The organism is Ferruginibacter profundus, from assembly GCF_054783275.1.
On record NZ_BAAGQW010000002.1, the window covers coordinates 220,984 to 235,471 of the forward strand.

A 14,488-nucleotide genomic window follows, 5' to 3' on the forward strand; every position below is an offset into this window, starting at 1 on the left:
TCAATTATTTCTTTACTTTTAACATGCTTGCATTAATCGCCACCACCACAGTACTCACCGTCATTAATACTGCACCTGCGGCAGGGCTTAATAAAACACCCTGATTATATAAAACCCCTGCTGCCAGTGGTAATGCAATTATATTATACCCTGTTGCCCAAATTAAATTCTGTATCATTTTCCGGTAAGTGGCTTTGCCAAATAAAATGAGATTCACCACATCTTTGGGGTTACTGTTTACCAAAACTATTCCTGCTGTTTCTGCAGCAATATCACTGCCGCTGCCAACGGCGATACCAACATCTGCAATTGCCAAAGCTGGCGCATCGTTTACACCATCACCGGTCATGGCGACAAATTCGCCTTTACTTTGCAGGTCTTTTATCTTTTCTAATTTTTGATGAGGTAACACTTCGGCAATAAAACCATCCATACCTAACCGTTCACTTACTCCTTTGGCAACAACTGTATTATCGCCGGTGAGCAGGGTGGTTTTGATTTTATTTTGACGCAATGTTTTTATTGCATCAAAAGATTCGGTGCGGATCTCATCAGCAAGTGCGATAGAACCGGCTATATCCTCATCTACTAATACAAATACCAATGTTTCCTCAGCTTTTACTGTATCATCTTTTGTAAGAAATGTAAATTTTTCTTTTAAATAGCCAGGACTAACAACCATTACATTTTTGCCGTCAATAATTCCGGTAATTCCCTTTCCGGTAATAGCTTCAAACCCCTTTACTTCGGGTAAAGACATGTTTAATTCTTTAGCCCTGGCAGTAATACCCGTTGCAATCGGATGCTCTGAATTTTGTTCCAGTGCGGCTGCATATTGCAGTACCTGTTCTTTTGTAAAGTTTATGCTGTGCGTTACATATCGTATTACCTGAAATTTGCCAACAGTTAATGTTCCTGTTTTATCAAATACAATCGTGGTTATTTTTCTTGCATTTTCAAATGCTGTCCGGTTCTTAATCAGCAAACCGCTTTTTGCAGCCAGTGCAGTTGATTTAGCAACTACTAATGGTACAGCAAGCCCCAGGGCATGGGGGCAGCAAATAACAATTACAGTAACCATCCGCTCCATAGCAAACGCCAGAGACTGTCCTGTTAAATACCAATATAAAAATGTTGATATCCCTGCTACAATTGCAATAACAGTTAACCATTTTGCTGCTTTATCTGCTAAAAGTTGCGTATTGGATTTGGAGTTTTGGGCATCCTGTACCAGCTTTATTACCTGCGATAAATAAGAGTCTTTTGTACCATGCGACACCATGATTTTAATAGCTCCATTTCCGTTGATAGAACCGGCAATTACTTTCTCTCCTTTTATCCTTTGCACCGGTTTACTTTCGCCAGTAAGCATACTTTCGTTCAAATAGGTTTCACCATCATCAATTATTCCATCGGCTGCCACTTTTTCTCCGGGTTTTATTAAAATCAAATCGCCTTCTTTCAGGGTATCTGTTTTTACATCCACCGTCATTTGCCCATTTACTTTGTGGGCCTCTGAAGGCATTAACTGCACCAGCAATTCCAATTCCCTTGATGCCCCGGCTACGGATCTCATTTCTATCCAATGCCCCAGGAGCATGATGAGTATCAGTGTTGCCAGTTCCCAAAAGAAATCCATGCCCTGCAAGCCAAACACAATGGCTACGCTATAACCATAAGCAACTGTTATGGCAAAGCCAATCAGGAACATCATGCCGGGATTTTTTGCTTTGGCTTCGTCTACCAATCCCTTTAAAAAAGGCCAGCCGCCATAAAAGAAAACAACTGAGGATAATGCCAGCAATACATATTTTGAACCGGGGAAGCTAATATGAATATTCAGCCAGTGTTGTATCATCCCTGATAGCAACATTATAGGAATGGTAAGCACCAATACGGTATAAAACCTTTTGCGGAAATCAGCTATCATTCCACTATGCTTATTGTGTTTTCCATGAGCACTATCAGTACCTGCGGTTACAACCGGTTCCAGGGTCATACCACATAATGGACACTTACCCGGCGCATCCCTTAGTATGTGTGGATGCATAGGACAAGTATATTTTTGAAAACCCTGCAAGGCTTTATTTGAATCGGCTCTTACCGCTTTTTTATGATTGTGACCTTCATGACTAACCGGCTGCTTATTGTCAATAAATTGATTATCTGAGGCCGCTAAATCCGTTTCAGCTTTTACAGGAACCAGGTTCATTCCACACTTAGGGCAATGGCCGGGTTTATCCTGCACTATTTCCGGATGCATAGGGCAGGTGTACATTGTACCTGTCTCACTGATGTTGCTATGATGTTGATGTACCATTTCTTTATATTTTAGTTAGAAAGTTGGTAAAATATTAACTGGCTTATTATTTTGTGTTACTACCTTTTCCATTCCATATCTGGCTGAAAAATATACTGCGATGAAAATTCCTTATTGGTTGTAATTGGTTGTTGATAACCTATTCCAAGAATAATATATTTATTAAGCTTTACTTTAACCCCTCCAAGCAGGTTAATCATGGCTTGTGCATCCTGCATTTTTTTACCTAAAATTTCAACCACAAAAAACACTCCTTTGTTCACCCTATAAACAAATGCGGCACTGCCATCAATCATATCTTCCCGGGGGTTGTAATGGAGTACCTGATTAAAAGCAAAACGGGATTTAACAACGGCAGTGGAAAAACCTACCAAGGTATTGATACGGCTTGCCCCTTTCTTTGTAGGAATTTCAAACTCTATGATGGGAGAAAACCCACTCATACCATCTTTACTTCTTATTGCCGCAAACTGAAACATTATTTCCGTATGTGTATTATCTAAAAAGCGGTCATTTCTTATGTGAAGCCCGACAAATTTTGAAAGACCGGTTTCAAAGTGAAAAGCAAAATCACCTTTTGTTGTACCATCCATCCGGGTGGCTAATGCAGCAAACCGCAAGCTGTAGGTACCCACGGCTTCAGGCATGCCCATGTGTGTAAAGAAAGGATGAGCTATTTCTTCATCATTACTCATTTGGCTGCTTTTATCATTGACATTTTTAACTTTTGCAGAATCGGTCTTCATTTTCGGCATTTGCTGGCTGTATGCAGAAAATGTGCTAGCACCGAAAATAACGAATGAGAACATAACAAACTTTAGCATCTTGTAACTTGAGCTTATATTATTTTTCATTTTAAATTTTTAATTATGAAAGAATTTTCACAATGCAATAAAGTTAATTTTATTACCATAGTAAATATTACGCAATTCCTGAATGGAATTACATCATTCACATATTCTGAAGTATAAGCAAAAGCCGATTGTAAAATATCGTTGTTATGTTCCATATTACAAATTGTAGTTTTAAAAAATTTACAGTTTTAATGTAATCCTTCTAACTATTCCGTTACTATTTTTCCATCTCTTTCAATTTGGCCTTCATAAAATCAATTTCCTTTTGTTGTGATGAAATAATATCATCGGCAAGTTTTCTTATTTCGGGGTCGCCAATTTTTGCACCATTTACCATTAACAAAGCGGCTGCATGGTGTGGTATCATTGATTTTAGAAATTGCCTGTCGGATACTGCCGTTTGCACCCTTATAAAAAAGAAGCAGACTACAAGCACCACAGCACTTATTGAAATAATAATGAGGTTTAGTTTTTTATTCATGTACATGCCACCCATAAGTATCATTTCAATTATTATCATAGGAGCCGTCATAAGCCCAGCCATGTAAAACTGGTTAATATTGATGACAACATTGGCGAACTTATCAACCATCGAATACATCAATATAAACATGGTGCTAAAGGAGATAATTATCATCCAGATTAATTTTGAATATAGGGATTTGTCTGCCATTGGCATGTTTTCCATATTATGCATTTCCATATTATTATTTTAAAAGTGAAAAATAGATTCCATTTTTATGTCGGTTCAAATAATACAATCAATAATGCCATGTTAATCCAATTCCCCATTTATAATCGCTGTCATAATTTGTGCTGATGGAAAATGATTTCGCAATCATATATTTTGCCGCTACATTATATTCCTTATCGGTATTTACTCTGAAATCAAAAAAGAAATTATTGCTCAGCGGTAAATCCTTTCTTTCCAATTGCAGGCGCAGCCTGCCTGTATTATCAACCCTCCATTCTGATCGAACAAGCATCGGCAGCAGATAATAAAAACCTGCATCAAATACATGGCGGTTGTCTTTGCTATTCGGCTTGTTGAATAGCGGCAGCGTTTTATTTTTTCTGTAATCGTACCCAACATAAAAGGCTAGATATTGCTGTTTATCAAGATAACGCAGCAGGTGTGTTTCCGTTTCAAAATTTCCCTTCCAGTCCATCCTTCCTTCAAACTCCAGGGCATTTTTATTGTTGGAAATATTGCCGCTTAACCAGGCACCCTGGGAGTGTACTGATAAATCATACCACGGATAAAGAGCATTGTCTTCTTTCTTCAATTTTTTGTAACCGGCTTTTGCAAATTCATTTTGTTCACTGCCTTCATAACTTACAATACGGGCCATGCCAGCCATCATGTGGTATAAAATATGGCAATGAAAAAACCAGTCCTGTTCTTCGTTTGCTTCAAACTCAATGGTAACTGTTTCCATGGGTTTAATATCAAACGTATGTTTCATAGGTGAATATTCGCCCTGTGCATTAATAAAGCGGAAGAAGTGGCCGTGCAGGTGCATAGGGTGACGCATCATAGTGTTGTTGGTCAAAACAAATCTTACTCGTTCACCCTTACGGATCAGGATTTTATCGGCAACAGATAAAGTTTTAAAGTTGAAAGACCATACGTACCGCAGCATATTTCCGGTAAGCGTCAATTTAACTTCTCTTGGTTTTAAACTGGAATCTAAAGTTGTGGGGTGCAAAGCCCGTAGCATATTATAATTAAATTCACCCGGTGGCATCATGTTATCCATTCCCTGCATTGCTCCCATGTCCATACCCTCCATATTACCCATATTCATATCCATTTTATTGGCTGAGGTATCAACTGGCATTTGCATTTTGTTCATATCCGTATTCTTCACGTCCATTCCTTTCATGTCCATACCGCCCATGTTCATCCCTCTCATATTCATACTGCCCATTTCCCTCATCATTTTAAAATAATTGAGTTTAGGAATATCAGGTGCGTTTATTGCTGGGCCATTACCGAAATAAGCAGATGAATAACCAGTTACATCCCAGGATGTAGCCCTTAGTTCAGCTGCGCCATTTTCAGGTACGGTAACTAATACATCATAGGTTTCTGCGATAGCGACTTCTAATTTATTAACCGATATAGGTGTTACATTTATTCCATCTGCAGCAATCAACCGCATATAGCTGTTGGCATATTGCAGATTAAAATAAGTGGATGCCGAGCCATTAATAATACGCAACCTGATTACTTCGCCGGGCTTTGCATCTTTAAACTCATTTTTTTGTTGCCCGTTCAGTAAAAATTTATTGTAATAGACATCTGACACATCCATAGCGGGCATACGCTGCCATTCCTGTTTTAGTTTGTCTTTAAAATAACCTGCTGCAATGGCCTCACCGTAACTTTGCAATGCGCCTTTTTTTATGGCGTACCATTCGCCGCCACGTTTCAGGTAACGCAGTACCTGGTGGGGATTTTCATCCGTCCAGTCTGACAGCAGCACTACATATTCTTTCAATTTTGGTTCCTCCACGGCAGGATGTATTACAATAGAACCATACAACCCACTTTGCTCCTGCAGCATGGTATGTGAATGATACCAGTATGTTCCGCTTTGAATAAGCGGGAAAGTGAAAGTATAAGTTTCACCTGCTTTTACTGGTGATGTAGTTAAATAGGGAACACCATCCTCCCTATTGGGCAATAATATACCATGCCAGTGAATTGAAGTCTCCATCTTCATTTGATTGTGCACACGTATGATGGCGGTATCGCCTTCAGTAAATTCAAGAATTGGTGCCGGTATTTGTCCATTGATAGCAATGGCATGGCGGTGTTTGCCGGTAAAGTTCACCATTGTATCGGTTACATATAAGTCATATTCCACTTTTTTTCCGGTGTAAGCAACTCCTGCTTTTACAGGTGAAGGCTGCAAAGGAAGATTGTAGGGAGTTGTTTTGGGCATCGTCTTATTTTTACCCATATTCATTTGCATGGGTGGATTGCTTTGCGCCATACTGTAAAAAGGAAGAAACAATAAAAAGGGAAATAGCTTTTTCATCTCAGACTGATTTATTGTTTTGCCGGCTTCTTTGATTTTTTTTGTGCAGGGTTATTATCAGGAAAGCGGATAGTATCCATTGCATTAGTTTTCATATTCATACCGGGCATATCCATTCCTTTCATGTTTTTCATCGTATCCATAGCCGGAATGTTTTTCATATCCTTCATATCTTTCATGTTATCCATTCCTTTCATGCCTTTCATGTTATTGTTACTTTTCATGACTGGCATACCATCCATATTCTGCATGCCTTTCATCTCCTTCGTTCCTTTCATATTTTTATTGGTATTCATACCAGGCATATTTTTCATGTCTTTCATATCCTTCATGTTGTCCATCTCTTTCTGGCTGTTCGTTTCTTTCATGCCAGGCATATTTTTCATTTCATTCACATTCTTCATGCTATCCATACCTTTCATATTTTGCATGGTATCCATGCCGGGCATTTTGTCATCCATCTTCATGGTACTATCACCATTCATTTCCATATCACCTCCTCCCATACCGTGTTCTTTCATTAAATATCTGCCCATGGGGCCAACACCGGCAACATGTGTTAGCCTTGCCCCATGATGACCTGCAATAGATAGAAAAACCGCAGCAATGATTGCGGCAATAAGCACAATTATATCGTAAGGCCGCCTGAATATTTTAAAAAAAATACCAATGCTTTTAAGCAACAGCGTAATACCCGACATCCACAGGGTGTATGCTGCATATTTTTCGTGAGCCTCAAACATCTCCATGGCGGCTTTGGGTGCATCTGCTGAAGGCTCTGCATGCAGAATGGTACTGGCGGCCAATGCCGAAAAAAAAGCTGCTACCATAATGAAAAACGTAGCCCAGCGAATTTGCTTCCAGTCCTTTACAACTAACACTGCCTGAAATGCAGCAGCAAGCAATATCAGCACTATCGGAAAGTGTACAGCCAGGGGGTGCAGGGAAGAAAAATCTTTAAACATTTTTTTATTTTCTTGATGAACTATGTGCAATCATAATCTTCCATTCGCCTTTTATTTTCTTTAAAACAGAAGTAGCTATTCCTTTTCGTTTTGCTTCTGTATTATCCTTAGCTATTACAATTGTATAATTATAAGTCTCTGTGGTAAAAGCATAATTACCATCAACCTGTACTTCTACTTTGTAATTGCTGAATGTAAAGGATTTGAATTCTTTCAACTCAGGGGCTAGGTGGTGTTCTAAATAATGGGCATAGTTCCCTTCACTACCACCTGATTCATAAATTCTCGAATCCGCTGTAAATAGTTTTTCTGTACCGGTGACATCTAATTTTTCAACGGCGTTGTTGTATTGCTTTAATACCAACTTTACGGCCTCTTCGTCTTTGGCTTTTGGAGATACAGGTAAGTTGTCATCCTTTGTCACGAATTGCTTTATTGCTTCTCTCTCTGTACCTGCTTCTTTACTTTGTGCAAACGAAGAAAGCATTACTAAACAAACTCCTAAAGCACTTAATATCTTTTTCATTTTATTCCTTTTGATGAATAAGAACACAGGTACTTGTTACCTGTGTTCTTATAAAATGATTAATGGTGATGGGTATCGGCAGGTTTTGCAGGTTTATTTTTAAACTTTGCAGAAACAGATTTGCCGTTTACTTTAAAAGTCGCAATAGCATTGACATATGTTGCTGCTTTGGCATCATCGGCCATAAAGCCCTCTGTACCCATTGGCATAAGAGCAACGGTTTTTGAAGTACCGTCCGCAAATTGCAACAGTACTGTACCGGTAATTCCTTTGTTGGCCATTGGCTTTGCATCACCATCCAGCACAAAGAATTGCAGCATAGCATCCTTCAATAATATTTCTGCATGGTTTGGATCAGCTTCCTGCACCGTGCCACCGTGTGGGCCTTTACCTGCAACACCTACATTGTGTGGATTCTTTTGTGCAAAAGTAGTAGTAACCCCTAACAGCATCATTGCAAATACTGCAACAATTGTTTTCAATTTTAACGCTTTCATATTTTTTGTTTTATGTTTAAAAATTAGTGTTTCATTTCTTTCATGTCCATGCTATCATGTTTCATGTCTTTCATGTTGGCCGCTGTTCCTTCTGCTACATTGAAAACAAAATCGCTGGTATATACTTTCCCTTTTGATTGATATTGTATCCAGCCACGGTAAACACCCGGTTTATCAAAAGTGGTATGTAGATCAAACTTGCCGCCTTCTACACTTGGGTGTACATGCAAATACTTTTTATCAGCAAGACTTACTACCACCATGTGTGCTTTTGCACCGAGGTAATCTTCTAATGTATTTACATCTACTTCTTTACCATTCAGCATCATCACACCATTAATGTGCATGGGCATATTGGTTAGAAACTTACCGCCTTCAGGCGAAAGTGAAACAGAAAATCCATCACCACCGGCACCTGTTAATTTATCTGCCCCATAAGTTTTTGCCGCAGGTGCGGTACCTGCCACTGTTACATTCAAATTATCTACCGTATGGTTTGCACCGCTTGGTTTATAATCTGCAAATAATGTGTACTTGCCGGGGAAAGGAAATTTTTCTTTCACTGTATAAGAACCATCCGCATTTAATTCCGGGTGAATATGGTTGAACCAGCTTAAATCTTCGCTTACCACAATCAGGTGAATTTTTTTTGTATGCTCTACATCTAACGGCACCTGTTCATTGGGTTTGTCTTTCAATTTTGGCGTCATAGATAAAGTAACTTCTTCGTTGGCATTGGGCGAAGCAGGCGTAGCAGTAAACTGCATACTAACATTACTTGTGCTGCCAGCATTATCGTTGTGTTCCAGCTTCATGCCGCATTTGGGGCAGGTATCACCTTCTTTACCGGTTACTTCCGGGTGCATTGGACAGGCGTATATATGGTCGCCGCCTTCATGTGTCATCGCATTCATTGCAGTGTCAGCAGTTTCTTTTTTTGTTGTATCTGCGCTGTTGTTGCAAGCCGTAAAAAATGTCACTGTCGCAATGGCTAAAGCAGCCATAGAAATTTTAAATCCTTTTTTCATGTATCTGTTTTTTGTTTGATTAATTAATTATGAATGTGCCCCTGATGATTTTCTGTTTTTATCTTTTTTTCTACTTTAGCAAGGTTCATATTACACTTCGGGCATTTACCTGCCTTATCGTATGTTTTATCTCCTTCACATTTCATCGGGCATTGATATAGTGCTACCACTGCCGGTTTTGCCACAGCTTTTAAATTCATGCCACACTTAGGGCATTTACCTGCCTTATCGTAGGTTTTGCTTCCTTCGCATTTCATCGGGCATTGGTAAACAACCGTATCTTTAGCTACACTGTCGGTTTTGGCTTTTGCAGATTGAGCATTTACCGCAGTAAAAGAAAATGCGGCTACTGCCATTGAAAGAATAATTCTGAATTGTTTCATTTGCTTTTTTTTTAATTATTAGAGATATTTATTGATTTAAATAGATTGTTTTCATCTGATATACCCCGGTTGTTACCACTATTTCGCCTTCCTCAACTCCTTTAATTATAGCAGTGAATTTAGCGTTAGATGTACCCTTGTTAATGTAGCTGATGCTGTATCGTTCCGCCTTATCTTTTACAAATATCGCAGGCTTGCCGTTTATTTCTGCAATGGCATCGGTTGGCACAATTACCTGTGTTGAAATATCTTTTGAAAAAATAAACACCTTAATATTTTCGCCAATTTTAAATTGAGATTTAGGATTGATGATTTCGAAAATTACTTTTTGAGATTGATTGGCCCCATTAACAGACTGGGCAGTTGAAACTAATTTTAAACGATAGGTAGTGGTATCATTTTGTATATTAGATGATGCAGTGATGTTTTCTGCAGATTTTAACTGTGCTGCATCATTGGCAAATACCTGTGTTTCTACCAGCACTTTTTCAAGATTGGTAATATCAAATAATGTTTCACCAGCATTAACCACCGCACCTATAGAATAGTTAAATGCACCAACCACACCGCTGATGGGGGCTGTAAGGGTTATCATTCTTGTATTACCATTGCTGCGTCCGGCATTGTCTGCAAACAACTGCTTATTTTTTAATGCGGTTTCATACCTGGCTTTTGCTTCGGTCACATCTTTTTTAGCAGCTATATCTTCTATAGCTTTTAGTCTCTCGTATTGAGCTTTGGCTGCATTAAATTCAGCATCTAATGTATTTCTTTGAGAAAGAATATTGATTTGCGTACCTGCATCTACCTGCTGTTCTATAACTGCCAACACCTGTCCCGAAGAAACTTTTTGCCCTACGGATACTTTTAAGGTAACTATTTTTCCTGCTTGGGGCGATTGTATTACTGCTTTTCCCTGCGATGAAGGAATAATGGTGCCCAGCACCTGCACTGATTGATTAAAATCCCCGGTTTCAATTTTTTGTGTGAATATTCCAAACAAAAATTGGGTTTCTTTTTCAACCATGAATGTTGATGATAGGGCACCTCCGGATTTACTGCCAGCCTCATCATCTTCGCCACCATGTGCCGAGGCTGTGTTATATGTAGCAGTGGGTAACAGGCAAAGCAGGATCATAATGCTTGCAGCAACTTTTCTATTTGTTCTTTTCATTACAAAAAACATCAACAGTAAGCCGGTTAATAATCCTGTTATACCAAAAAACCAGGAGCTTTGATACCAGTGTTTATCAACATGAACGCCAGTAACTGATGTTTCCAACTCCTTACCAACAATTATTTCATTTAGCAATATCAAATCGGGGCCAAGCGATGAGTTAATATTAACGGTGAGGTTGTATGATTTTTTGTCGGGGAATATCCCTTTCACCTCATACACTCCTTTATCAATTTGGGATACAACTAATTTAATATTGGGATTATCAGCAACTGCAATTTGCAATGTGGCACTGTCAACCGGTGCATTGCTATTAAAGTCGCTTACAAATAATTTAAGTGTTGCCTCTTTACCTGGCATCAGCGGCTGATATTTTGCAAGCAACTCATATACATCCGATACAGCTTCGCTGCTAAAATAAGCCGCAGGTTTAGCACCTTCCTTTTTAGCATCTCCGTGGTCCTCTCCACCATGTGCAAAAACCAAAGAAGGGATGAGCAGCAATAAAATCAAGATTTTCTTTATCATAATGTTCCTGTTATATATTTTATAGATAAGATGGCCTGGTTATAATTTCTTATAACCTCCAGGTATTTTAATTGTATTGAATAAGCATCATTGATGGTCCGCAGGTAATTGATATAATCATTTTCGCCGCTTTCAAAAAATCGCTTTGCAGTACCAATAATTACATTGGCTTTAGGGATGCCGGTATTTTTATAGTATTGTAATGATTGCGTGTAGATAGACAATTCGTTTTGTGCCTGTATCAGTTGAACAGAAAGCTGTTGTTGTAAACCACTTGCCTTTTGTTTATTAATTTCCCACTCCGTTTTTGCGGCGTTGATATTGCTTTTATACTGTCCAAACCACAAAGGCACCGTAAAACCAACACGAAAACGATTGCCAATGGGTGTATTTCTTTCGCCCTGGTTAAAGTACCCAAATGCCAGGCCGGGCAATGCTTTTGCTTTTTGCAATGCAATATTTTTTTGGGCAATCACACTTGACTGATTAAAGATTTGTATAGATGGGTTCGCTGCAAAAGCACTGCTGTCATTGGTTATTGCAACCTCCAAAACGTTGGTATCAAGTGGCGCTGCTATAAAAGTTTCCTGCAAACCAGTGAGATATTGTAACTGGCTTTGCAGATTGCCGATGGTACGTTGCGCCTGTAAATATTGATTATGTATTTCGCCGTACTGGCTTTCAGTAAATGCTTTTTGCAGGTAATCAATTTGTCCAGCATCAAACTGCCGGCCTGCCGCTTTGCTGATGCGTTCGTACACGGTATCCTGTACATATAATTGCTGCTGCAGTGCAGATGCGTATTGCAGCAACAAATACAATTGTTTTGCCTGAAACTTTACTTCATTTTCTGTAAAGCCTTTTTCTTTTTCTGCCAGTACGATCCGTTGCTTTTGCAACTGGTATTGCTTACTGTAAACTGTAGGAAATTCAGTTGATTGGGTAATACTCCCGGTATAAAATTTTCCGGTAGGGCTTTCGATAAAGACATCGGGGTTGGGCAGATTTATACTGCTTTTTAGTAATTGCCTTTGTTGTAAAATGGATAACCCGGCAGCGGAAATATTCCTGCTGTTTTTTACAGCCATACTTACAGCATCCGCTTCGGAAATAATTTTCTGGCTGTAAGCGTTTGCTATTATAAGCAACCCTGTAAAGACTGTTATGATACGTTTGAACATAAAAAAATTTAATTACAATAACTGAAACAAAACAACTATGCCTTTGGGCAAAGCAGTAATAGTTCGATGGGCTATGCCCATCAAACTCAGTTACAATAATCAAATCTGGAAACTCTGTATCGCTATGCGAATGTCAGGTGGAGGGGGATAAAAAAACCTGGCAAGATATTTTGGAGGGTAAGCCTTTGCTGAATTAAAAATATCTATACCTAAAAAAGTGCTGATTATAGCTACAAATACAGGTGTATCAATCGCTGTCTTAGCATTTTGATTCAGCGCTTTGTCTAATCGCTGGAGTTTTTGTACCTCATCATTGCAACACCCTTTCTTTTCATTGCTATCCGTTTTCTTTTCTTCATGTTGATGCTTTGCAGACGGATTATGATGATCATCTTTTTTGCCATCGGCATGAACATGAATTTCCGTAGCCTCTTGATCATGATGATGAGTGCTGTTAAATCCCATATCTATACCAATGCCACATGCAAAACCTACCATAGTATTCAACCCGAATACTATCAGCAGGACAGCCGCTTTTAATTGTATTGATATGTTTTTTTTCATTAAACTGGCGTAAAAATAGGGCTATTTTTTGAAAATCCCCCCTTTTAAGTCATAAAGATAGGCCAACTGTTTTGTTCAGGCTTACATAATTTTGGAAAGTATTTACACAATTATGGTTATAACTTGGTAAACCGGATAGTTTTTATATCCGCAGCCCTGTTTATCACGGTCAAAATATAGTTGCCCCTTGCCAAATTACTTATATATACTGGCAATGCTGTTGTGCCTTTAAATCAACAACAAGGCCCGATAATTTATAAAACTTACACCGGGTTTTAACCTGGTGTAAGTTTCTTACTATTCTGTGCCTGAACTTAAACCTATCTTACTAATACTTAAAAGCAATCCCATTGGGCTTTTTACCAACCGCAATGTCTTTGACTTTTGCGTGGGTAGTTACATTAATTACAGACACTGTATTGGCCCCCTGGTTAGTTACATAGCCAAAGTTTCCATTAAATGCGATGGCATGTGCATCCGCACCTGTTGCAAACTCGCCATGTTTCATCCATGTATTAGCTCCCATATCCAGGTAATAAGCAACTTTCCCATTAGTAGCATCACTTACCCATAATTCATTGTTAGTTGCATTAAGTGCTGCATAGCCTGGTTTAAATCCTAACATAATTGTTGCAAGTTTGGCATTTGAGGCTACATCAATAACTGAAATACTTTGTCCATCTTCACAATCAACAAACATTTTTCCACTGGCTGCAGGCCATGCCCCAACCGGGTTCATATCTACATTTATGGTTGCTACCACAGCTTTTGTAGAGGGATTTATAACGCTTACTGTATTGCTCATTCCGTTACATACATAGGCTTTTGTACCATCAGAGCTAAAGGTAACTTCAGCAGGTTCGTCTCCAACTGTAATCGTATTTTTCAAAGCATAGGTTGCTGCATCATACACCATTACTTTTCCTGACATATCCATTTGAGAAGTCCATATTTCATTTCCATCCGGAGAAAAAACTGCATTATGATTCATAACAGGCACGTCAAGATTCTTTTTTATTACACCTGTAACAGCATCCATCACTACTACCATGCCTTTCATACCAGGCATACCTCCTGTATGGCCTGCACTTAAATCCATGCCCGGAACACCAATTGCCAGATGGTGATTTCCACCAGACTGGTGATGATAAATATGATGCGGCCACATAATCAAACTGCCGCCACTATTCATTAAATCAATGCTATCTGTAACAGTATTTGTACTAAGTTTAATTACGGAAATGGTGCTGCTTTCCCCGTTCACTACATAAGCTGCCGGATAGTCAATGTTTTTTTCTGTCATTGACATACTTTCACTTTTTTTGCAAGAAGGCATAAGCAGGATTAAAGCCAATACTGCCAGGATGGATACATTAGATCTTAATTGTTTCATTTTAATTTGAGATTAGTTTAAAAAT

13 protein-coding genes are annotated in these 14,488 nt (G+C 38.8%); all 13 read right to left on the reverse strand.

The features are described from left to right. Nucleotides 1-4 precede the first annotated feature (4 nt). The 13 genes from ACYVM0_RS11070 to ACYVM0_RS11130 all read right to left on the reverse strand — a co-directional run bounded on the left by ACYVM0_RS11070 (nt 5) and on the right by ACYVM0_RS11130 (nt 14,373). Complete coding sequence (locus tag ACYVM0_RS11070) at nt 5-2,320, reverse strand: copper-translocating P-type ATPase (protein ID WP_460556917.1); 2,316 nt, start codon at nt 2,318-2,320, stop codon at nt 5-7. Between the two features lie 59 nt (nt 2,321-2,379). Continuing rightward, nucleotides 2,380-3,174, reverse strand: a complete 795-nt coding sequence (locus tag ACYVM0_RS11075) for a hypothetical protein (RefSeq protein WP_460556920.1) — start codon at nt 3,172-3,174, stop codon at nt 2,380-2,382. A 217-nt stretch (nt 3,175-3,391) separates the two neighbouring features. Next, on the reverse strand, nt 3,392-3,877 hold the full coding sequence (locus tag ACYVM0_RS11080) for a DUF305 domain-containing protein (protein WP_460556923.1): 486 nt from the start codon (nt 3,875-3,877) through the stop codon (nt 3,392-3,394). Nucleotides 3,878-3,935: 58 nt separating this feature from the next. Then, nucleotides 3,936-6,221, reverse strand: a complete 2,286-nt coding sequence (locus ACYVM0_RS11085) for a multicopper oxidase domain-containing protein (RefSeq protein ID WP_460556927.1) — start codon at nt 6,219-6,221, stop codon at nt 3,936-3,938. Between the two features lie 11 nt (nt 6,222-6,232). After that, complete coding sequence (locus ACYVM0_RS11090) at nt 6,233-7,186, reverse strand: DUF2231 domain-containing protein (protein WP_460556930.1); 954 nt, start codon at nt 7,184-7,186, stop codon at nt 6,233-6,235. 4 nt (nt 7,187-7,190) lie between these two features. Continuing rightward, nucleotides 7,191-7,712 (reverse strand): YybH family protein, encoded by a 522-nt coding sequence (locus ACYVM0_RS11095; protein ID WP_460556933.1) that lies wholly within the window; start codon nt 7,710-7,712, stop codon nt 7,191-7,193. 59 nt (nt 7,713-7,771) lie between these two features. After that, nucleotides 7,772-8,209, reverse strand: a complete 438-nt coding sequence (locus tag ACYVM0_RS11100) for a hypothetical protein (RefSeq protein WP_460556936.1) — start codon at nt 8,207-8,209, stop codon at nt 7,772-7,774. A 23-nt stretch (nt 8,210-8,232) separates the two neighbouring features. Beyond that, nucleotides 8,233-9,237 (reverse strand): heavy metal-binding domain-containing protein, encoded by a 1,005-nt coding sequence (locus ACYVM0_RS11105; RefSeq protein ID WP_460556939.1) that lies wholly within the window; start codon nt 9,235-9,237, stop codon nt 8,233-8,235. 23 nt (nt 9,238-9,260) lie between these two features. Further along, the gene (locus ACYVM0_RS11110; RefSeq protein WP_460556942.1) at nt 9,261-9,620 is read right to left on the reverse strand and encodes a heavy metal-binding domain-containing protein; all 360 of its coding nucleotides are present in this window, start codon (nt 9,618-9,620) and stop codon (nt 9,261-9,263) included. A 28-nt stretch (nt 9,621-9,648) separates the two neighbouring features. Beyond that, nucleotides 9,649-11,325 (reverse strand): efflux RND transporter periplasmic adaptor subunit, encoded by a 1,677-nt coding sequence (locus ACYVM0_RS11115; RefSeq protein WP_460556945.1) that lies wholly within the window; start codon nt 11,323-11,325, stop codon nt 9,649-9,651. Beyond that, nucleotides 11,322-12,506, reverse strand: coding sequence for a TolC family protein (locus ACYVM0_RS11120; protein WP_460556948.1), 1,185 nt, complete (start codon nt 12,504-12,506; stop codon nt 11,322-11,324). Before ACYVM0_RS11120 ends, ACYVM0_RS11115 begins: the two co-directional genes overlap by 4 nt. A gap of 99 nt (nt 12,507-12,605) precedes the next feature. Beyond that, nucleotides 12,606-13,070 carry an HYC_CC_PP family protein gene (locus tag ACYVM0_RS11125; protein ID WP_460556951.1) on the reverse strand — a complete coding sequence of 155 codons (465 nt, stop codon included), beginning with the start codon at nt 13,068-13,070 and terminating at the stop codon, nt 12,606-12,608. A 328-nt stretch (nt 13,071-13,398) separates the two neighbouring features. Then, nucleotides 13,399-14,373 (reverse strand): YncE family protein, encoded by a 975-nt coding sequence (locus ACYVM0_RS11130; protein WP_460556954.1) that lies wholly within the window; start codon nt 14,371-14,373, stop codon nt 13,399-13,401. Nucleotides 14,374-14,488 lie beyond the last annotated feature (115 nt).